At 65.9% G+C, this 21,851-nt stretch carries 15 protein-coding genes; 4 read left to right on the top strand and 11 right to left on the bottom strand.

Translation table 11 applies throughout. The features are described from left to right. Nucleotides 1-35 precede the first annotated feature (35 nt). The 8 genes from IP92_RS01370 to IP92_RS01335 form a co-directional block, all read right to left on the bottom strand. Nucleotides 36-3,455 (bottom strand): TonB-dependent receptor, encoded by a 3,420-nt coding sequence (locus IP92_RS01370; RefSeq protein ID WP_145872735.1) that lies wholly within the window; start codon nt 3,453-3,455, stop codon nt 36-38. A gap of 487 nt (nt 3,456-3,942) precedes the next feature. Beyond that, a complete protein-coding gene (locus IP92_RS01365) occupies nt 3,943-5,418 on the bottom strand; it encodes an adenosine deaminase family protein (protein WP_145872734.1) in 1,476 nt (491 codons plus the stop codon). A gap of 48 nt (nt 5,419-5,466) precedes the next feature. Next, entirely contained in the window at nt 5,467-6,771 is a 1,305-nt protein-coding gene (gene guaD, locus IP92_RS01360; protein ID WP_145872733.1) for a guanine deaminase, read from the bottom strand. Between the two features lies 1 nt (nt 6,772). Beyond that, nucleotides 6,773-7,747, bottom strand: coding sequence for a xanthine dehydrogenase accessory protein XdhC (gene xdhC, locus IP92_RS01355; protein WP_145872732.1), 975 nt, complete (start codon nt 7,745-7,747; stop codon nt 6,773-6,775). Continuing rightward, nucleotides 7,747-10,149, bottom strand: coding sequence for a xanthine dehydrogenase molybdopterin binding subunit (xdhB, locus tag IP92_RS01350; protein ID WP_145872731.1), 2,403 nt, complete (start codon nt 10,147-10,149; stop codon nt 7,747-7,749). Before xdhB ends, xdhC begins: the two co-directional genes overlap by 1 nt. A 10-nt stretch (nt 10,150-10,159) precedes the next feature. After that, nucleotides 10,160-11,626, bottom strand: a complete 1,467-nt coding sequence (xdhA, locus tag IP92_RS01345; protein WP_145872730.1) for a xanthine dehydrogenase small subunit — start codon at nt 11,624-11,626, stop codon at nt 10,160-10,162. 95 nt (nt 11,627-11,721) lie between these two features. Continuing rightward, complete coding sequence (gene puuE, locus IP92_RS01340) at nt 11,722-12,681, bottom strand: allantoinase PuuE (protein WP_145872729.1); 960 nt, start codon at nt 12,679-12,681, stop codon at nt 11,722-11,724. Further along, nucleotides 12,678-14,216: a carboxylesterase/lipase family protein gene (locus IP92_RS01335; RefSeq protein ID WP_229418556.1), complete on the bottom strand. Its 1,539-nt coding sequence runs from the start codon at nt 14,214-14,216 to the stop codon at nt 12,678-12,680. Before IP92_RS01335 ends, puuE begins: the two co-directional genes overlap by 4 nt. A 93-nt stretch (nt 14,217-14,309) precedes the next feature. Here IP92_RS01335 and uraH point away from each other — a divergent pair, with 93 nt between their 5' ends. Beyond that, nucleotides 14,310-14,663, top strand: a complete 354-nt coding sequence (gene uraH / locus IP92_RS01330) for a hydroxyisourate hydrolase (protein WP_145873262.1) — start codon at nt 14,310-14,312, stop codon at nt 14,661-14,663. Here uraH and IP92_RS01325 read toward each other — a convergent pair. From IP92_RS01325 to IP92_RS01315, 3 genes are all read right to left on the bottom strand, one after another. Next, nucleotides 14,648-15,862, bottom strand: coding sequence for a glutamate carboxypeptidase (locus tag IP92_RS01325; protein ID WP_145872728.1), 1,215 nt, complete (start codon nt 15,860-15,862; stop codon nt 14,648-14,650). The two genes, uraH and IP92_RS01325, sit on opposite strands and share 16 nt — an antisense overlap. Nucleotides 15,863-15,914: 52 nt before the next feature. After that, nucleotides 15,915-16,406: a NuoB/complex I 20 kDa subunit family protein gene (locus IP92_RS01320; protein WP_145872727.1), complete on the bottom strand. Its 492-nt coding sequence runs from the start codon at nt 16,404-16,406 to the stop codon at nt 15,915-15,917. A 69-nt stretch (nt 16,407-16,475) separates the two neighbouring features. After that, nucleotides 16,476-17,330 (bottom strand): helix-turn-helix domain-containing protein, encoded by an 855-nt coding sequence (locus IP92_RS01315; RefSeq protein ID WP_145872726.1) that lies wholly within the window; start codon nt 17,328-17,330, stop codon nt 16,476-16,478. Nucleotides 17,331-17,537: 207 nt separating this feature from the next. On the opposite strand from IP92_RS01315, the gene IP92_RS01310 reads away from it, so the two are divergent. From IP92_RS01310 to IP92_RS01300, 3 genes are all read left to right on the top strand, one after another. Next, the gene (locus IP92_RS01310; protein ID WP_145872725.1) at nt 17,538-18,824 is read left to right on the top strand and encodes an HlyC/CorC family transporter; all 1,287 of its coding nucleotides are present in this window, start codon (nt 17,538-17,540) and stop codon (nt 18,822-18,824) included. A 96-nt stretch (nt 18,825-18,920) separates the two neighbouring features. Continuing rightward, a complete protein-coding gene (gene pilB / locus IP92_RS01305) occupies nt 18,921-20,606 on the top strand; it encodes a type IV-A pilus assembly ATPase PilB (RefSeq protein WP_229418555.1) in 1,686 nt (561 codons plus the stop codon). Nucleotides 20,607-20,614: 8 nt separating this feature from the next. Next, nucleotides 20,615-21,844: a type II secretion system F family protein gene (locus tag IP92_RS01300; protein ID WP_145872723.1), complete on the top strand. Its 1,230-nt coding sequence runs from the start codon at nt 20,615-20,617 to the stop codon at nt 21,842-21,844. Nucleotides 21,845-21,851 lie beyond the last annotated feature (7 nt).

The following is a 21,851-nucleotide window of genomic DNA, read 5'->3' as shown; positions in this document are numbered from 1 at the left end:
GTGCCGGTTTTGTGCTTCACGTCAGGCGACGAATCTTAGAATTCGTACTTGACGGTGGCTTGCAGGGCCCACTGGGATTCACCCTTGGTTTGACGGACCGTGTAGTCCTCGACCTGGTCGCGCATCTGGTAGATGTAACGGCCTTGCGCGTCGACACCGGCGAAGTCCACGAACGAGCGGGCTTGACCGCCAGCCGACTGGAACGCCACTTCGTTGATGCGGCCCCACTTCTTGTTCAGCAGGTTGCCGACGTTGAAGATGTCGAACGTGATCACACCTTTATGACCGGTCCAGAAGCCCGGGACTTCCTGCGAGACGCGCACATCGAAGCTGTTCGTCCACGGCGCGAAGCTGTTGTTGCGGTCGACGATCTTACCCTTCGAGTTACGCAGGCCGCGGTACTGGTCAACCACTGCCCAGAAGCGGTCTTCGTTCGCGTGGTTGGTCGCGGTATCGCCGCGGAACACCACCTCGCCCGAACCCGGGCCGCGCGGGATGTACATCAGGTCGTTGCCGCCGAGGTCGTCGCCGTTCATGTCGTTGTTGAACGTCCAGCTGAACGGCTTGCCGGAACGGCCTTCATAGAACAGGCCGAAGGTGGTGTTGTAGCTGCTGAAGAAGCGCTTGCGGAAGTTCACAACGGCGTTGATGCGATCCTTCACGAGGTAGCTGGAGTTGGCAACCACTTCCTCGTTCGGATTGACGATCGAGCGGCCGGTCCAGTTCGAGTTCGACGTGGACGACGTCAGCGGCGACACTTCCTTCGCTTCCGTGTACGTGTACGCCACCGACCAGCCCAGGCCCGAGATCATCGGACGGCTGAACGACAGGGTCGCCAGGTTGCTGCCACCCTGTTTCGTGTTGGTGGCGACCAGCACGTTGCCGAAGGCCGCGTTCGCGCCGGAACGGGAACGGTTGCCCACGCAGCTGGCGCCGGTGGTGATACGGCTGCCCGTCAGGCTCCAGCAGTTCATGTCGTAGCCTTGCCGCGTGTGGTACAGCTCGCGGCCATCGGTACCGATGGCGGTGGCTTCGCCGAGGTTGACGTTACGGTAGTACACGGCGTCGCGCACGTCCGTCTTCAGGTATTCGGCGCTGACGACGATATTCTGCCACGGCAGTTCATGATCGACGGCGATGTTGGCCTTCCACACGGAAGGCTGGCGCAGGCCGGCGGCCAGGATGTCGACGTTGGCGGCAGGAGCCGTGCCTTTCGTCACAGGCTTGCTCGGATCGGCGCTGAAGCTGCCATCGACGTACTGGCACGCGCCGAAGCCGCTGGTACCGCAGATGTAGGTGGACGTCGCCAGGCCGTTGTTCTGGAACGGGTTACCCAGCCAGACGTTCAGCGCGGCGCCCTGGAACAGGCCAACGCCGCCACGGATCTGCGTGCGGCGCACGGTGTCGAAATTGTAGTTGAAGCCAAGGCGCGGCTGCCACAGTTTCTGGCCGTCGAACGTGTTGGTGTTGTCGAGGCCGAAACCGCCCGTCTGCTGGCCATACTGCGACGTACGCGCGACGGTCGCCGCAGCGACGGCGGCGTTCGCGATCGGGCGCTCAGGCACGTCGATACGGTCGACGCGCACGCCGCCGGTCACAGTCAGGCGCGGGCTGATCGTCCAGGTATCCTGCACGAACACGCCGGTGTCCTTCATCGTGAACTTGGCGACCGCGTCTTCCAGCGAGTAGCCAGGATTGGCGACCTGCGACTGGATCGAGCTCGGGCGGCCGCGGCGGAAGTTCTCCAGCACGGCCTGCTCGATCGCGGCAGCGCCAACCTTCGCATCGCAGCTCGTCAGCGGCTTGCCGCCATTGAACTGGTAATCGATGTTCGGGACGCAACCGAACGAATACGTGCCGTAGATGTTCTGCAGGAACGCGTTGTTCACCTCGTTCTTCTGATAATCGAAGCCGAACTTCACTTCATGCTCGCCCAGCAGCCAGTTGGCGCCTACGTAGTAGTCGTCCGTCTTCGTGGCCAGCGTGTTGCGATGGCGGCTGTTCTCGGTACCGAAGTTCAGGCTGCGCGAACCGGTCGACGTGCCGGCCGGCGCGCCGTCCGGCAGCGGGCCGACGAAGCTCAGGTTCATCGACGGCAGCATCGAGTTATTCTTCGGCACGCTGTCGTAGTCGCGCGACGACACCTTCACCTCGGTCGAGAAGGTCGGCGTCCAGTCCGAGTTCAACTGGGCAACCTTGGTTTCCAGTACCTTGTTCTGCTGGTACCACTGGGAGTTCAGCGAGATCGCCGTGTTCGTGCTGCCGGCGAAGAACGGCTCGGTCTGCTCGGTCTTCGACCAGCGGAACATCGCGCGGTGGTCGTCGTTGATGTTCCAGTCGAATTTCAACAGCTTGTCGGTCACGTTCAGCGTAGTGCCGGACGGAACGTCCAGCGTGCCGATGTCCATGCCGTACGTGTTCTTGGCAATGCTCTGCGCCTGGGCGATCGCGGCCGGGGTGATCGCCAGGTTCGTCAGCGAGCTGCCGATCGGGCCGTAGCCCGGCGTGGCCTTCGTCGATTCCAGCTTTTCGTAGCCGGCGAAGATGAACAGCTTGTCCTTGATCAGCGGGCCGCCGACGGTCGCGCCCTTCGTCGTTTCCTTGAACGGCGCTGGTGCCGAGTAGTCGCCGGTCGAGGCGTTGTAACGGTCGCCGGCCAGCTTGTCGTTACGGAACACGTAATAGACGCTGCCCTTGACGTTGTTCGTGCCGGACTTCGTCACGGCATTGATGTTGCCGCCCGTGTAGCCCTTCTGCGTCACGTCGTAGTTCGCGACGTTCACCTGCACGGACTGGATCGCTTCGATCGAGATCGGCTGCTTCGCGGTCGGGGAGCCGGAAGCTTCCAGGCCGAACGTATCGGAGACGGACACGCCGTCGATCGTCATCGAGTTGTAGCGGCTGTTCTGGCCGGCCACGGACATTTCGCCGCGTTCCTTGTCGGTCTGCGCCACGCGGGGGTCGGTACGCGCGTAATCCTGCAGGTTGCGATTGATCGATGCCTGGATCGCCAGTTCGGTCGGGCCGATGTTCGTGCCCGTACCCATCGTCGTCTTCGAGAAGCGGTCGTTGCGCACGTTGCTGCCGGTGACGGTCACGGTCTGCATCGCCTGGCCCAGCTGGGCGTCCAGGCTGGTCGTTTCAGCCAGCGCGACGAACACGTTCTCGCGCTTTTCGGTAACGCCGTTCTTCGTGATCGTGATCGTGTACGGACCGCCGGCGCGCAGGCCGCGGGCCACGTAGCGGCCTTGCGCGTCGGTGGTGACGCTGCTGACGGAACCGGACTCGACGTGCAGGATGCTGACCGTGGCGCCGGCGGCCGGGGTGCCGTCCGCGCCCGAGATACGGCCGCCGATCGCGGAGGTCGTATTCTGTGCGAAGGTCGATGCCGCCGCCAGTGCGAGAGACAGGCTCAGCGCAATCTGCGTAAGCCGGAGCCGTTTGTGATTCATCATTGTTTAACCCCAAAAAGGACGAATTTATTGGCAGTTCGATGCAGATCGGTAAATCCGCACTTTCCACCACGCTTTACTTTGTGTTGCAAACTGCTTAGCCAATCCGAGACTTTAGCTGGACAGGATGTCATGGTCGTGACAGCTTTATGACACTTTCATGACACCCGTGCCCCCACCAGCACGATAGTATGTCTTGGTACTCAGGCAACTATGCATGAGTGCCCAAACGATGACAAATTCGATTTAGCATAGCCATTTATAGGCAATTGCGATAAATCGGCATTGGAATCGTGCGGAAGGGGAGTTTTCCCGGGGGAGGCTGACGCCGGGATTATAAATGCGCCACGTCAGCGTGAAATTATTTCATTACGAAATAAGAAAAACGTGGTGCGCCGCACTACAAAACTGTAGCGCGCGGACCACACTGTTGGCGCAAAAGAAAGAAAAGATGGCAAGATCGCGGCGACTTCAGCCGCGATCTTGTTTTTTAACGGGGTGTTTTCGGCAAGGCGCCCACTACATCCGCTTCGAAGCGGGCAAAGCGCTCGTCCAGTTGCTTCAGCAGGCGGCGCTTGTCGGCCTCGGCCAGGAACGCGTAGCGGATGCTGTCGTACGACAGTTTCTTCACTTCCGCGTAGTCCGTCTTGTAGCGCGTGGCGAACAGCACATATTCGTTTGACAGGTTGTGGCGCGTGACGCCGGCGTCGTCCGTCGAGATCACGAACGGCACGCCATAGCGGCGGTACAGCTCGACCGGGTGCGCCTCGTTCTTCACGCCGAGGATGAATTCGTTGCTGGTCAGGTTCACTTCGACCGGCACGTGGCGCTCGCGCATCGTCTTCATCACCTTCAGCGCATTGGTTTCGTGGGCGATGTCGATGCCGTGGCCGATCCGGTCGGCGCGGGCCACGTCGACGGCTTCGCCGATGTGGAACGTCAGCCCTTCCGGCGGCACGATACCGAGGCGCAGCTCACCCGCGTGCAGCGCCGTCTTCACGTCCGGGTACTTCGCCTTCAGGAATTTGAACATCTTCATGTGCAGGCTGTAGTCGCGCATCGACACGGCCAGGCTCTCCTGGCCGACGATGTTGACGCCGACGATCAGCGGGTTTGCCTTGGCGAGCTTGAAGCTGGCCAGCATCTGCGAATACACGACGGCCGGCGACAGGAAGCGCAGCACGTAGGGCTGGTAGCGCATCGTGAAACGCTCGTCGTCGATGCCGGCGCTGCTCTTCTGCACGTTCGCAGCGTAATCGGCAATCCCTTTCGCGAACGCCGGATTCGCTTCCAGCCGCGCCGTCAGCGCCGCCAGCGCGGCATCGAGCTGCGCCGGATCGAAGCCGGGCGATGCGACCAGCTTGTCGAAGTCCGCATCGGGCGTGATCGGCGCCAGCTCGAAGATCGTCTCGATGTACGCCAGGTTCTCGGCGATGGCGCGTTCCTTCAGCGTCTTCAGCCCCTCGTTCGAGTTGGTGGACGCCACCGGAAGGAAGTAACCGAACGTGTCGAAGAACGTCTGGTCGGGCGGGTTCTGATTGCCCGAGTGGTTGTGGAAGTCCATCGTGGACCACTTCTGCAGCAGCTGGCGATACGCATCGTTGTCGGCGACCAGGTCGGCGCCCGAGACACAGGCGCGTTGCGGTCCCGGCTTGGCGCGCTCGGTCGCGGCCTGCGCCTTGTCGGTCGTGATGCGGAAGTTCGTCTTGTTGACGCAATAGCCTTCCTTGTCCACCCACTCCAGGTACTGCTCGGCATAGATCGCGCCCGAGTAATGGTGGTGCAGGTCGCCGCCCTTCGGCATCATCGTCATGAACATCGTCAGCTCGGCCGTCTTCGCGGGGCTCGCGACCAGCGTGGCGAAGTGGCGTTGGACGGCGGCTTCGTTCGAGCCGGCCTTCTGTGCACTCGCGGGGAGGGCGAAGGCCGCGGCCAGCGCGGCGACGATGATGCGACGGTTTTGCATAGTGATCTCTTTCGTTCGTGACGGGGTTCAGCTCTGCCGCACGTGCACCTACCGCACGTGCACCTGCCTGCCGCCCGAGTACGTGGCCGCGATCGCGCGGTCGTCGCCCAGCAGGGCCAGCGCGAACAGCACTTCCTCCAGGCTGTCGGCGCGTTCCGTGCGGCGGGCCAGCAGCGGCGTCGCGCGGGGATCGAGCACGACGAAGTCCGCCTCGTTGCCGGCCGCGAGGCTGCCGATCCGGTCGTCCAGGTGCAGGCTGCGCGCGGCGCCCAGCGTGGCGAGGTAGAACATGCGCAGCGCCGGCAGGTAGCTGCCTTTCAAGCGCGCTACTTTATAGGCTTCATTCATCGTTTGCAACATCGAGAACGACGTGCCGGCGCCGACGTCCGTCGCCAGCGCCATCCGCATGCCGGCGCGATCCGCTTCCTCGAAGTCGAACAGGCCGCTGCCGAGGAACAGGTTCGACGTGGGGCAGACGGCGGCCGCCGATTGGGTGGCGGCGATGCGGGCGCGGTCCTCGTCATCGAGCCAGATGCAGTGGCCGAACACGGCGCGCGGGCGCAGCATGCCGTAGCGGTCGTACACGTCCAGGTAGCTGCGCGCCTGGGGGTACAGCGCCTTGACCCACTTGCACTCGTCCTCGTTCTCGGAGACGTGGGTTTGCAGATAGGTGTCCTGATACCGGCGCGCCAGTTCACCCGCGAGATGCATCTGCTCCTCGGTGGACGTGGGCGCGAAGCGCGGCGTGATCGCATACAGCGAGCGTTCGTGCTTGTGCCAGCGGCGGATCAGCTCCTCCGTGTCGCGCGCGCCCTGCTCGGCCGTGTCGCACAGGAAGTCCGGGCAATGGCGGTCCATCAGTACCTTCCCGGCGATCATGCGCAGGCCGCGCGCTTCGCTGGCGGTAAAGAAGGCGTCGACCGATTGCGGGTGCACGGTGCAGTAGACCAAGGCCGTCGTCGTGCCGACACGCAGCAGCTCGTCGAGGAAGAACTCGGCCACTTGCGCCGCATGGGCCGGGTCGGCGAACGCGCGCTCGGTCGGGAACGTGTACTGCTCCAGCCACGGCAGCAGGCCGGGCGCCGGTGACGCGATCATGTCCGTCTGCGGATAGTGGACGTGCGCGTCGATGAAGCCGGCCGTGATGATCTTGCCCCGCCAGTCCGTGACCGGTGTGCCGGGCGGCAGGCTGGCGTGCAAGGTGGACCAGTCGCCGGCCGCCTGGACCTTGCCGTCGGCGACGATCAGGAGACCGTCTTCGATCCAGCTGTGGGCGTTCTCGCTGAAGGCGGGATCGGCGTGGAAGGTCAGCAAGCCGGCACGCCAGGCTTGCACAGTGGAGGTGTTGTGCATGTCAGATCTCTTGGGGCACCGGGAAGCGTTCCTGCGCTTCCCAGCTTATCAGTAATTGGGCGGCCACCGAGGCCGCGATCACGGCGGGTTCCTTGCCAGCGATACCCGGCAGCCCGATCGGGCACACCATCGCGTCGATGCGGTCGGGCGCGAAGCCCCGCGTGCGCAGGCGGCGTTCGAATTGCGCGCGCTTCGTCTGCGAGCCGATCAGCCCGAACCAGCCGACGTTGTGGCGCGCCAGGATCGCTTCGCACAGCCGCTCGTCCAGCGCATGGCTGTGGGTCATCACGAGGTAGCTGGCGCCGGCCGGCGCGGTGGCGACGACAGCTTCCGGCGTGTCGGTCGCTTCGACCGTCACGTTGGCCGGCACGGATGGCGGGAACATGTCGTCCCGCTCGTCCACCCACGTCACCGTGCACGGCAGCTCGGCCAGGGCACGGACGATGGCCGCGCCCACGTGACCGGCGCCGAACAGCACGAGGTGCGCGCGCGGCGCCAACACGGGGTCGATCAGCCAGCCGTCGTTGATGACGGCTTCCCGCGCCAGCTCGCCCGGCAGCGCCGCCGTGCCGGCGATGCGCTGGCCCTCGGCGTCGAACAGCGCGCAGCGGGGAGTGCCGTCCAGCGCGGCGACCCGCCAGCTGTCCCGCGTGCGCCGGGCACGCAATGCGGCCAGCACCTGGGCCAGTTCGTCATTGACCGGCTCGAAGGCGAGCCACACGACGCCGCCGCAGCACTGGCCCAGGCTGGGGCCGAGGCCGAAGCGCTCGGTGCGTACGCAGCCGGCTTGCGCGGCCAGCATGTCGCGCGCGATCTCGATGGCCCGCAATTCCAGGTGGCCGCCGCCGATCGTGTCGTGCTGCGTGTGCGGCGTCACCAGCATCTTCGTGCCGGGCGCGCGCGGGGCGGAACCTTCCACCCGCGCCACCGTGACCAGTACCGCCGGCCCGGCGACCGCTTGCAGCCAGTCGTTCATTAGTGTGAGAGTTTCCCGAATTCGGGGTCAGACCCCGATTTTTGGAAATTAGTTTCTTGCAGGGATTGCGATTGTGCCGCCACGGCGTCGATCGCGCGCAGGATTTCCTCGCACGTCGCGGGAGCGTTCAGCGGCGGGTTCACACGGTGGCCGCCGACGCTGGAGATCGCGTCGCGGATCGCGAAGAACACGGAGAACGGCAGCAGCAGCGGCGGCTCGCCGACGGCTTTCGAGCGGTGGATGCTGTCGGCCACGTTCGGTTTCTCGAACAGGCGCACGCGGAAGTCTTCCGGGCAGTCGGAGATCGCCGGGATCTTGTACGTCGATGGCGCATGCGTCATCAGCTTGCCCGCGTCGTTCCACCACAGCTGTTCCGTCGTCAGCCAGCCCATGCCCTGGATGAATGCCCCCTCGACCTGGCCGATGTCGATGGCCGGGTTCAGCGAGCGGCCGGCGTCGTACAGCGCGTCGGCACGCAGCAGCTTCCATTCGCCCGTCAGCGTGTCGACCACCACTTCCGACACGGCAGCGCCGTACGCGTAGTACTGGAAAGGATGGCCGCGCATCGTCTTCGGGTCCCAGCTCAGGCCGGGCGTCGCATAGAAGCCGTCCGACCACAGCTGCACGCGCTTCAGGTAAGCCTTCTGCACCAGTTCCGCGAACGGCACCGACACGCCGTTCACGTGCACGGCATCGCCGAAGAAGTGCACGTCCGCCACGTCGCCGCCGTGCAGCGTGACGGCGAAAGCGGCCAGCCGGTCGCGGATCTGCCGCGCCGCATCCTGCGCCGCCTTGCCGTTCAGGTCCGCCCCCGTGGACGCGGCGGTGGCCGACGTGTTGGCGACCTTGCTGGTATCGGTGGCGGCAATGCGCACATGGCGCAGGTCAAGGCCCAGTTCATGCGCGACAACCTGCATCACCTTCGTGTTGACGCCCTGCCCCATCTCGGTGCCGCCATGGTTGACGAGCACGGAGCCGTCCACGTACACGTGCACCAGCGCGCCGGCCTGGTTCAGGTGCGTGACGTTGAAGGCGATGCCGAATTTCACAGGCGTGAACGCCAGACCCTTCTTCAGCACGGGGCTGGCCGCATTGAAGCGGTCGATGGCGGCACGGCGGGCGCGGTACTCGCTCGATTCCTCCAGCTGCGCCGTCAGCTCCGGCAGCACATTGTCGACGACAGCCTGGCCGTACGGCGTTTCATCGCGTTCGCCGATGCCGTAGAAATTTTGCCGCCGCACGTCCAGCGCGTCCTTGCCCAGGTTGCGGGCGATCTCGTCGATCACGTACTCGATCGCGATCGCGCCCTGCGGGCCGCCGAAGCCGCGGAACGCGGTGTTCGATTGCGTGTTGGTCTTGCCGCAGCCGGCGCGGATGTCCACGTCGGACAGGTAATAGCAATTGTCGAAGTGGCAGACGGCGCGCGTGGCGACGGGGCCGGACAGGTCGGCCGAGAAGCCGGCGCGCAAGGTCATGTCGACGCGGGCAGCGAGGATACGGCCCGTGTCGTCGTAGCCCACCTCGTATTCGTACCAGAAGCAGTGGCGCTTGCCGGTGACCATCATGTCGTCGTCCCGGTCCGCGCGCAGCTTCACGGGGCGCTTCAGGTAGTTGGCAGCGATCGCGGCCGCCGCGGCCCACAGCGCCGATTGCGATTCCTTGCCGCCGAATCCGCCGCCCATGCGCCGGCATTCGACGGTGACGTGGTGCGAGTTCAGGCCCAGCGCATGTGCCACCACGTGCTGCATCTCGCTCGGGTGCTGCGTCGAGCACTGCACCAGCATGGCCCGGCCTTCCTTCGGGATCGCGTAGGCGATCTGGCCTTCCAGGTAAAACTGCTCCTGGCCGCCGACGAACAGCTCGCCACGCGCGACGTGCGGCGCGCGCGCGAACGCGGCCTCGGCGTCGCCGCGCTCCAGCCGCATCGGCGGCAGCACGTAAGAATTGGCGGCCTTGGCCTGCTGCGGCGTCAGGATCGCCGGCAGTTCTTCGTACGTGACGTTGGCCTTGCGTGCCGCGCGGCGCGCGTTCGTGTGCGTGTCGGCGATCACGATGAACATCGGCTGGCCCACGTACAGCACCTCGCCTTGCGCGAGGATCGGATCGTCGTGGATGATCGGGCCGCAATCGTTGGTGCCGGGGATGTCGTCCGCCGTCAGCACGGCGACGACGCCGGGCATTGCCCGCACGGGTGCCAGGTCGAGTGTCGCGATGCGCGCATGCGCTTTCGCTGACAAGCCCAATGCCGCATGCAGCGTGCCCTGCAGTTCCGGGATGTCGTCCGTGTAGGTGGCCTGGCCCAGCACGTGCAGCTCGGCCGATTCGTGCGGCCGCGAGACGCCGACGGCGCTCCAGCCGGCGGTGAGTTCGTTGGCGAGTTCCTGGGTGACGGGATGATTCATCGCCTGCTCCTTATGCGCCGACGGCGAAAGCGTTGACGGCGGCTGGCGCCAGCGGCGCGTCAAGCCGGGTCTCGAGCCAGAAGCGGCGCAGCAGGTTCTGCGCGGCGCGCATCCGGTAAGCGCCGGACGCCCGCATGTCCGTCAGCGGCGCGTAGTCCTGCGCCAGCGCGGCCATTGCGGCGCCCAGCGCGTCCTCGTTCCATGGCTTGCCTGCCAGTGCCGCTTCCGCCTGCGCGGCGCGCTTCGGTGTCGCGGCCATGCCGCCGAACGCGATGCGCGCGGATGCCACCTTGCCGCCGTCGAGCGTCAGCGCGAACGCGGCGCAGACGGCCGAGATATCCTGGTCGAAGCGCTTGGCCAGCTTATAGGTGCGGAACACCACGTGCGGGCGCGGCAGCGGCACGCGCACGGCGCGCACGAATTCCCCCGGCCGCAAGTTCTTCTTCATGTAGTCGAGGTAGAAGTCTTCCAGCGCCAGCGTGCGTTCGGCGCCGCCGCCATGCAGCACGACTTCGCTGCCCAGCGCGATCAGCCACGGCATCGAATCGCCGATCGGCGAACCGTTCGCGACGTTGCCGCCCAAGGTGCCGGCGTTCCGGATCGGCAGCGACGCGAAGCGCTGGCGCAGTTCCGCGAGCTCGCCGGGATAGTGGCGGCACAGCTCCGTGTATGCCTCTTCCAGCGAGACGCCGGCGCCGATCTCCAGCATGCCGCCATCGACGGCCAGCGTGCGCAGCGCGTCGACGTGGCCCAGGTAGATGATGTCGCCCAGCGTGCGCATCTGCTTCGTGATCCACAGGCCCACGTCGGTGGAACCGGCCAGCAAGGTCGCGCTGGGCCGTTCCGCCCGCAACCGCGCCAGTTCTGCCAAGGTGCGCGGTGCGTAGAAGGTGGTGCCGTGCGCGCTGTAGACGGCCAGCTTGTCGCGCTTGAGCGCCTGCAGCTGGGCAGCCAGCGCTTCGGTATCGAAGCTCACGCGCGGCAGCTCGGCCATGCGGCGTGCGGCATCGATGATGGGGCGGTAGCCCGTGCAGCGGCACAGGTTACCGGACAGGCAGTCGTCGATCTCGTTGCGCGACGGCGTGTGCCCGTCGGCGTGCAGGTACATGCCCCACAGCGACATCGCGAAGCCCGGCGTGCAGAAGCCGCACTGCGAACCGTGGCACTCGACAAGCGCCTGCTGCACGGGGTGCAGGGCGCCGTCGCGCTGCTGCAGGTCCTCGACCGTGAACAGTGCCTTGCCGTCCAGGGTGGGCATCAGCTGGATGCAGCTGTTGACGGCCTTCAGCTCGACCTTGCCGCCGGCCAGCGTGCCGACGACCACGGTGCAGGCGCCGCAGTCGCCCTCGGCGCAGCCTTCCTTGGTGCCCGTGCAGTGCAGGTCCTCGCGCAGGTGCTGCAGCACGGTCTGCGTCGGGTCGGCGCCCTGCACCTCGTGCACGGCGCCGCGGAAGTAAAAGCGGATCGGTTCAGACATCATGGCCTCGGATTGGTCCTATCTTGCAAGACTAACATCGCAAGCCACGATGTCTATACCGGATCGGTGATGAGCGTTATCAGGGAATAGGCATATCAGCCACGGTACGGATGGTGCTTGTGCCAGTGCTCGGCGATGTCGATCCGGCGCGCGATCCATACGTCCGGATGGCCCTGCACGTAGTCGAGGAAGCGGGCCAGCGCGGCCGCGCGCGCGGGGCGCCCGACGAGGCGGCAATGCAGCCCGATGGACAGCATCTTCGGCTGGTTCAAGCCGTTCGAATCGCCTTCCCGGTACAGCACGTCGAACGCGTCCTTCAGGTAATCGAAGAATTGCGTGCCGCTGTTAAAGCCCTGCATCGCCGCGAAGCGCATATCGTTCGTGTCCAGCGTGTACGGCACGATCAGCTGCGGCGTCACGGCCGGCTTGCCGTCCGGGCCCGTATGCGCGACCTCCTGCCAGAACGGCAGGTCGTCGCCATAGTAGTCGGCGTCGTAGCGAAAGCCGCCGTGCTCGACGACGAGCCTTCTCGTGTTCGGCGAATCGCGGCCCGTGTACCAGCCCAGCGGCGCGCTGCCGGTCAGGTCGCGGATGATGTCCACCGCTTCCTTCATGTGCGCGCGTTCGGTGGCCTCGTCCATGTTCTGGTACGAGATCCAGCGCAGGCCGTGGCAGGCGATCTCGTGCCCCAGCTCGCGGAACGCGGCCACGGCTTCCGGGTTGCGCTGCAAGGCCATCGACACGCCGAACACCGTCAGCGGCAGCTTGCGTTCCTCGAACATGCGCAGCAGCCGCCACAGACCGGCGCGCGAGCCGTATTCGTAGATCGACTCCATGCTCAGGTGCCGCATCGGGAACGCGGCCGCACCGATGATCTCGGACAGGAACGTCTCCGACGCCGGGTCGCCATGCAGCACGCAGTTCTCGCCGCCCTCCTCGTAGTTCAGCACGAATTGCAGCGCGACGCGGGCGCGGTTCGGCCAGTTCGGATGCGGCGGCGTGCGGCCGTAGCCGATCAGGTCGCGCGGATAGTTCTGGTTGTTCGATGGGCTCATGGTGCGCTCGGGCGCTTGGCCTCTTCATCGTGGAATTCGTAGCGGGCCCGGTCCTGCGGATCGAATGCCGCCGACTGCACGTCCAGCCGCATCACGTTCGCGCCCGGCTCCGTGACTTTCGGCCATACCGGCAGGCCGGCGCCGTTCGGGTCGCCGTGCTTGATGAAGTTGGCGAAGTACGCGTTCATCGTGCGGGACACCTGGCGGTCCTCGTCCGTCCAGCGGAATACCTTGTTGCCGTCCAGGTTAGCCATCGCGTATTCGATCTCGGCCGAGTGCACGGCGCCCGCATCGGCCGGCTTGCCGTCCACCGTGGCGGGACGGGGCCGTGTGTAGTAGTAGCGCCACGCCGGTGCCGCCTGCGCATGCAGCGCGATCCACTTCCACGTGCCGTAGGCGATCCAGCGGTCGCTGGCCAGGTCGCGCGCCGCGTCGGCCACGTCGTAGCCATATGCCTGCGCGGCCGCGGCGGCGCGTTCGCCGTACAGCTTCGCCAGCGCGGCCTGGAAGTTCTCGGCGGTGGGCGGCAGCGGGCCGAGGATCGCGCCCGCGTGCTGCTCCTGCGAGTTCCAGCCGGCCAGCAGCGGCACCTTGGCCTGCAGGCCGCGGGCAAAGGTCTCGGCGGGTGCGCGGTCGATCACGTGGCCATCCTGCACGATCGAGAACCACGGCGCGCCCGGCTTGCCCTGCGCCTGCAGCAGCGCATCGGCCGGGGCGGTACGCAGGTCCTGCAACGTGGCGTAGCCGGCTGCCTGCGCGAATTGCACGCCCTGGCGCTCGGCATCGGCCAGCGGCGCGACAAAGCGCGTGCCGAGGATCGCGCCGCTTTCGCCGATCGCCCGCGCGAACAGGCCGCGCGACATCGGCATCACCATCTGCGCACTGACGGAGAACGAACCGGCCGATTCACCGGCGATCGTCACCTGCGCCGGGTCGCCACCGAACGCCGCGATGTTCTTCTTCACCCACGCGAGCGCGGCCGCCTGGTCCATCAAGCCGTAGTTGCCGGACGCCTTGTATGGCGCTTCGGCCGTCAGTTCGGGGTGCGCCAGGAAGCCGAACACGCCGAGGCGGTAGTTGACCGTCAGCGCGACGATGCCCTGCTTCGCCATCGCGGCGCCGTCGTAACGGGGCTCGGAACCGTCGCCAGCCGCCAGCCCGCCACCGTGGAAGTAGACCAGCACGGGCAGCTTCTTCGCCGCGCGGGCCGGCGTCCACACGTTCAGGTACAGGCAATCCTCGTCGACCGCGGGCGAGCGGAACACCATGTCCGAGAACAGCGGCAGCTGCATGCAGCGGTTGCCGAACGCCTGCGCCTTGCGCACGCCTTGCCAGCGCTGTACCGGCTGCGGCGCCTTCCAGCGCAGCGCACCGACCGGCGCGGCGGCGAACGGAATGCCCTGGAAGGTGCGTACGCCGTCTTCGATGCGGCCCTCGATGCGGCCACCTTCCACGCGCACGGTCGTGGCGGGCGCGGCTTGCGCCAGCGTGGTGGCGGCCAGCAGCATGCCGGCGGTTGCGGTCTTGATCATCATGCCTCGCTGTGGATGTTCATATTCACAACATTATAGGGATTTCCATGTGCCGGTATATCATCGATTCGGCATGTTGATCACCAAAGGATAATGATGGGAAAACTGACGACGCACGTGCTCGACACGGCGCATGGCCGCCCCGGCGCGGGTGTGAAAGTGGCGCTGTTCGCCGTGACCGGCGAAGGCAAGCAGCTGCTGAAGATGGACGTGACGAATGCGGATGGCCGCTGCGGCACGCCGCTGCTGGAAGGCGACGCGCTGCGCCCCGGCCAGTACGAGCTGGTGTTCAACGCCGGCGATTATTTCGCGGAGCTGGGCGTGGAACTGCCCACGCCCCGCTTCATCGACCTGGTGACGATCGCGTTCGGCATCGCCAACCCGCAGGAGAATTACCACGTGCCGCTGGTCGTGTCGCCGTGGTCGTATTCGACCTATCGGGGCAGCTGATCCGGTAAGCGGCCGTACTCCTGGATGAGCCGCGCCAGCAGGTAGATGCGCGGGCCGATGCTGTCTACCTCCGCGTATTCGTCGGCCGTGTGGATGCCGCCGCCGACGATGCCCAGGCCATCCAAGGTCGACACGCCGGCCGCGTGGATGAGGCTTGCGTCGGCCGCGCCGCCCGTGCTTTCCAAGGTCAGCTTGCGGCCGATCTCGGCGTAGATTGCGCCAGCCTTCTGCGCCAGCGCGTCCGTCACGGGGCTGGGCGGCATCGGCGGGAAGCTGCGCTTCAGCGCCACGTTCACGCGCGCCTGCGGCACCAGCTGGCGTGCGGCGATGCGGCGCATGTCGCGCTCGACACGGTCGAATTCCTCCGCCACCTTCACGCGCACGTCGGCCGTCGCATGGGCATGGTCGGCAATGACGTTGCTGCGCTCACCGCCCTGGATGACGGTCCAGCTGACGGTCGTCTCTTTCGCGTCGTCGCCCAGCGCGGCCAACTGCACCACCTGGTGCGCCGCTTCCAATGTCGCGTTCACGCCCTGTTTCGGTGCCACGCCCGCATGCGACGCCTTGCCCTGCACGTCCAATTCGATCTCGCCGCTGCCCTTGCGCGACACGACGAGGCCATCGGCCGCGCGACCAGGTTCCAGGTTGAACGCCACGTCGTGCTCCTTGGCCAGCTTGGCGATCAGCGCACGCGTGCCTTCCGAGCCCGTCTCCTCGTTCGTGTTCAGCAGCACGGTCAGCTTGCCGAAGTCGCCGGGCCCCAGCAGCTTCGCCGCATGGACGGCAATGACGATGCCGCCCTTGTCGTCCATGATGCCGGGGCCGTAGGCGCGCTTGCCGTCGATGCGGAACGGGCGCTTGGCGGCGGTGCCGTCGGAGAACACGGTGTCCATGTGGGCGACGAGCAGCACGCGGCCCTTGCCCGTGCCGGTGCGCGTGGCCACAATGTTGCGGCTGGCGGCCGGCGTGGCGGGCTGCGTCTCGACCTGGAAGCCCACCTTGCGCAGCTCGCCGGCGGCGATGACGCCCACGTCGTCGAGCCCTTTCGCATTGAACGTGCCGGAGTCGATGTTGACGAGCTTTTCGAGCAACGCCAGCGCGGCGGGGCGCTCGCGCTCCGCCTTGTCCAGCAACGATGGATCGGCCGCCGCGGCGGCGCCCCCGATCAGCAACGATATCCCGGCCAGCATCTTGCGCATGCGCTTCCCCTCCCTCGTGTACGGATGGGACGATGATAGCCGAACGGTTCGTTCAGCGCGCGAGCTCCATGCGGCGTGCGGCCGGCACGCCGGTGGCGATCTTGCGTTGCAGCTGCATCAGGCCATAGATCAGCGCTTCGGCCGTCGGTGGGCAGCCCGGAATGTAGACGTCCACCGGCACGATGCGGTCGCAGCCGCGCACGACCGAATAGCTGTAGTGGTAGTAGCCGCCGCCGTTCGCGCACGAGCCCATCGACACGACGTATTTCGGATCGGGCATCTGGTCGTACACCTTGCGCAGCGCCCGCGCCATCTTGTTGGTCAGCGTGCCCGAGATGATCATCAGGTCCGACTGGCGCGGCGAGCCGCGCGGGATCATGCCGAAGCGGTCCAGGTCATAGCGGGCCGATGCCGCTTCCATCATCTCGACGGCGCAGCAGGCCAGCCCGAACGTCAGGTACCACAGGCTGTCTTTGCGCACCGCGTCGAACAGGGCTTCGGCCGACGTGACCAGGAAGCCGTCGTTTTGCAGAGTGTGTTCCATGCTTTGCTCCTTGCCGGTTTGCCGTCACGATAGCGGCGCGGCAGGCGCGAAGATTGTATGGAACCGACATCAGCGGGTGACGATCCAGCGCTGCGCCGCGTCGTAGCGGTAGGTGCGGTGCAGCGGATCGTCCGGCTCCGCGTACCAGGCGCCCGGCGGGCGGCCCGTGTAGGCGATGAAGTCACGCACCATGTGGGCCTGGTCGTGGTAGCCGGCATCCATCGCCACGCGCGTCAACAGGCCGTGGCGTGGCGGCAGCCGCATCAGCAGGGCCAGCGCGTGCGTGTAGCGCAGCATCCTGCGCATCGCCCGCAGGCTCTGGCCATAGCTGTGCTGGAAGCGGCGTTCGAGCTGGCGTTCGCCGATGCCGCAGTGGCGCGCGATCTCGCCGGTGGGCAGGGCCAGCAGCGCGGCCGGCAGCACGAACGGCGCGGCGGCCCGCTCGCGCCGTTGCAGCAGCGAGACGAGCCAGCGTTGCAAGGCGTCGGCCCAGCGGAAGGGATCGTCGGTGGTGTCCAGCACGTCCTGCGCCGGGGCGATGGAAGGCAACGCGGGATCGACGTCCGCCAGCGCGACGGGCGTATCGCGCAGCTCGGCCGCGGAAAAGCCGAACAGCCGCGCAAAGCCGGCCGGCTCGAGCAGCGCGCTGATGAAGCAGGTGCCCTGCTGCCACACCGCGGGCAACGCCGCGGTCACGGGACCGCACAGCATCGGCTCGCACAGCAGCGCCAGGCGCCCATCCACCGACGGCACCAGCGAACCGCCGGCGGCAAACAGCGTCAGCATCGGATACGGCGTGGCGGGCACGATGGCCGGCCCGCCACTGTCGCACTCGACATGAAAATACCGCACGACCCCCGCCAGCGCCGGCGGCGGCATCAGGGCGATCCGCCGGGCGGCGGAGGCGGTGGTGGCGGCATCCATTCGTGCATTATAGGCATGTGCTACGGCTGAGGCCGTGTCTCCTGGTGCCAGGCACGAAGGGACATGCTATGGATGAGCCTGTGTCCCCTGGTGCCTGGCACCAAGGGACACGAACTCATCCGAAAGGGTGGCTCGCTTGCACCGGGGTTGGGGTTCCCGTAGAATTTGAAGCTCTGCGGCGGGTCTGCCGCGCATCGTTTCCACGCTTTGGACAACATACCCTTATGGGTGCAGGTTCTTGCACTCGCCTGCCTGATTTTCCTGTCGGCCTTCTTCGCGATGGCCGAAACCGCCCTGATGGCGGCCAACCGCTTCCGCTTGCGCCACGAGGCGAAACGGGGCAGCCGGCGGGCCATCGCCACGCTGTGGTTGCTTGAACGTACCGAACGCCTGCTGTCGCTGGTGCTGATCGCCAACACCTTGCTGAACGCGATGGCCATCGCCCTCGTCACGGCCATCGCGATCGACCACTTCGGCCTCGAGCAGTACGGCGTGCTGGCATCGATCGGTGGCGTCGTGTTCCTGCTGATTGTGCTGGCCGAGATTTCGCCGAAGATCATCGGCGCCCGCTATGCCGACCAGATCGTGCTGCCTGCCAGCCTGGTGCTGCGCCCGCTGCTGCGCGCGGCCAAGCCGTTGATCTGGTTCGTCCACCTGTTCGTCGGAACGCTGCTGCGGCTGTTCCGCGTGAAGCCGGCCACGAATCCGCACGAATCCGGCCTGTCCGCCGACGAGCTGCGTTCCGTGCTGCTGGAAGCTGGCCACTTCATTCCGCAGAAGCACCGCAGCATCCTGCTGAACCTGTTTGACCTGGACACGATTTCCGTCGAGGACGTGATGACGCCCCGCGCCCAGATCGAGGCACTGAACCTGGCCGTGCCCGTCGACGAGATCAAGCAACAGTTGACGACCTGCTACCACAACAAGCTGCCCGTCTACGATGGCGAAATCAACCAGATCGTCGGCATCCTGCACGTGCGCAAGGCGATCGCGCTGTTGAACGAGGAAGACGAGCTGACAGCCGATCATTTCCGCGCGCTGCTGTCCGAGCCCTACTTCATCCCGCAGGACACGGCCGTGTTCGCGCAGTTGCAACATTTCCAGGAACACCGCGAGCGGCTGGCGATCATCGTCGACGAATACGGCGAGGTGCAAGGCCTCGTCACACTGGACGACATCATCGAGGAGATGATCGGCGAATTCACCACGTCGACGCCGTCCGCCACCCGGGCCGACACGTTCGGCTGGGACACCAAGCGCGAGTGCATGTTGGAAGGCACGACGGCCTTGCGCGACATCAATAAGCGGCTGGGCCTAAACTTTCCGCTGGATGGACCGAAAACACTGAACGGACTGCTGCTGGAATACCTGCAGGAGATCCCCGACGCCCCGATCAGTGTGCGCATTGGCAATTGCATCATTGAGGTTGTTCAAGTGCAAAATCAGTCGATCAAAGTCGTCAAATTACGACAGCACCACGCTTTACAAAAGTGATGCCCACGGGCATCATCGCTTGATTGCGACCCACCTTTCATCCTAGTAGTTAGCGCTATGGCAGCAGTGCAACCCAATACGGCGGCAAGCGCGCCCATGCCGGGACTCGCGCGGGCATTGCTGCAGGCCGGGCGTTTGACCGCCCCGCAGGCGGATGCGCTGCAACGCAAGTCGCATGTGGAAAAGGCGCCGTTCATCGATGTGCTGCTGGCCAGCGGCGCGATCGCCTCGCGCGAGCTGGCCGTGTTCTGCGCGGAGACGTTCGCGTACCCGATGCTCGACCTGCAGGCGTTCGCCGTGGCTGCGCTGCCACAGAAGATCATCGATCCGAAGCTGATGCAGACGCAGCGCGTGGTGGCGCTGGCCAGGCGCGGCAACAAGATGTCGGTGGCGATCTCGGATCCGACGAACACGCAGGCGCTCGACCAGATCAAGTTCCAGACGGAGACGCTGGTCGAACCGGTGATCGTGCCGCACGACGTGCTGGTGCGGCTGCTGCAGGAACTGGCCAAGAGCAGCGAGCAGCTGATCGGCGAACTGGCCGGCGAGGAAGGCGATATCCAGTTCGAGCAGGAACCCGATGCGGCGCTGCAGGAAGCGCCGGCGACGGACGTCGAGGATGCGCCGATCGTGCGCTTCCTGAACAAGATGCTGATGGACGCGGTGAACATGGGCGCGTCCGACCTGCACTTCGAACCGTTCGAGAAGTTCTACCGGATCCGCTTTCGCGTCGACGGCGTGCTGATCGAACATGCGCAGCCGCCGATCGCGATCAAGGACAAGCTGGTGTCGCGCATCAAGGTGCTGGCCAAGCTGGACATCTCGGAAAAGCGCGTGCCGCAGGATGGCCGGATGCGGCTGATCGTGTCGCCGACGAAGACGATCGACCTGCGCGTCTCCACATTGCCGACGCTGTTCGGCGAGAAGACGGTGATGCGTATCCTCGATGCGACGCAGGCGCAGATGGGCATCGACTCGCTGGGCTACGAGCCGGAACAACGCGCGCTGCTGCTCGACGCGATCCAACGGCCCTACGGCATGGTGCTCGTGACGGGGCCGACGGGTTCCGGCAAGACGGTGTCGCTGTACACGTGCCTGAACATCCTGAACAAGCCGGGCATCAACATCTCGACGGCCGAAGATCCCGCCGAGATCAACCTGCCCGGCGTGAACCAGGTGAACGTGAACGACAAGGCGGGGCTGACGTTCCCGGTCGCGCTGAAGTCGTTCCTGCGCCAGGACCCGGACATCATCATGGTCGGCGAGATCCGCGACCTGGAAACGGCGGACATCGCGATCAAGGCGGCGCAGACGGGCCATATGGTGTTCTCGACCTTGCACACGAACGACGCGCCGTCGACGTTGACGCGCCTGATGAACATGGGCGTGGCGCCGTTCAACATCGCGTCGTCCGTCATCCTGATCACGGCGCAGCGCCTGGCGCGCCGGCTGTGCTCCTGCAAGAAGCCGGCCGACATCCCGGCGGACCGCCTGGTCAGCGCCGGCTTCCGGCCGGAAGAACTGGACGGCAGCTGGAAGCCCTACGCGCCGGCGGGCTGCGAGCGCTGCAACGGCTCGGGCTACAAGGGCCGCGTGGGCATCTACCAGATCATGCCGATCACGCCGGCGATCGAGGCGCTGATCCTCGCGCACGGCAATTCGATGCAGATCGCCGCGCAGGCGCAAGCCGAGGGCGTGAAGTCGCTGCGGCAGTCCGGCCTCGTGAAGGTGAAGGCGGGATTGACGAGTCTTGAAGAAGTGCTGGGCTGCACGAACGAATAGGAACACATATGGCACACGCGGCGAACCGGTCCAGGGACGGTCAGATCAAGGAATCCGTCTTCGCCTGGGAAGGCAAGGACAAGACGGGCAAGACCGTGCGCGGCGAGCTGCGCGCGGGCGGCGAGGCCGTCGTCAACGTGACGCTGCGGCGCCAGGGCATCATGGTCACCAAGGTGAAGAAGAAGGTGTACCGCTCCGGCAAGAAGGTCACGGAAAAGGACATCACGCTGTTCACCCGCCAGCTGGCCACGATGATGAAGGCCGGCGTGCCGCTGCTGCAGGCGTTCGACATCGTCGGCAAGGGCCACTCGAATCCTTCCGTGTCGAAGCTGATCATGGACCTGCGCGCGGACATCGAGACGGGCACGAGCCTGAACCAGGCGTTCCGCAAGTTCCCGCTGTACTTCGACCCGCTGTTCTGCAACCTCGTCGGCGCCGGCGAACAGGCCGGCATCCTGGAAGACCTGCTGACGCGCCTTGCCGTCTACAAGGAAAAGACGCTGGCGATGAAGGCCAAGATCAAGTCGGCGCTGACGTACCCGATCGCGATCCTGGCCGTCGCGTTCATCGTCACGGCCGTCATCATGATCTGGGTGGTGCCCGCGTTCAAGGAAGTATTCACGAGCTTCGGCGCGGACCTGCCGGCGCCGACGCTGCTGGTGATGGCGATGTCGGAGTTCTTCGTCAACTGGTGGTACCTGATCTTCGGCGGGCTGTTTGCCGCCATCTACTTCTTCTTCCAGGCCTGGCGGCGCTCGCTGAACATGCAGCGCACGATGGACCGGCTGCTGCTGAAATTGCCCGTGTTCGGCGAGGTGATCCGCAAGGCGACGATCGCCCGCTGGACCCGCACGCTGGCGACGATGTTCGCCGCCGGCGTGCCGCTGGTGGAAGCGCTGGACTCGGTTGGCGGTGCGTCGGGCAACGCCGTGTACCTGGACGCCACCCGCCGCATCCAGACGGAAGTCTCCACCGGCACGAGCCTGACGGTGGCGATGCAGAACGCCGAGGTGTTCCCCAACATGGTCACGCAGATGGTCGCGATCGGTGAGGAATCCGGCGCGCTGGACGGCATGCTGGGCAAGGTGGCCGACTTCTACGAAGAGGAAGTCGACGAGGCCGTCGCGTCGCTGTCGTCGCTGATGGAACCGGCGATCATGGTGATCCTCGGCGTGCTGATCGGCGGCCTCGTCGTCGCGATGTACCTGCCGATCTTCAAGCTGGGCTCCGTCGTCTGACGGCCAG

The sequence above is a fragment of the Pseudoduganella flava genome, assembly GCF_007830495.1.
Classification (GTDB): Bacteria; Pseudomonadota; Gammaproteobacteria; order Burkholderiales; family Burkholderiaceae_D; genus Rugamonas; species Rugamonas flava.
This window is presented reverse-complemented; position numbering and strand designations above follow the sequence as displayed.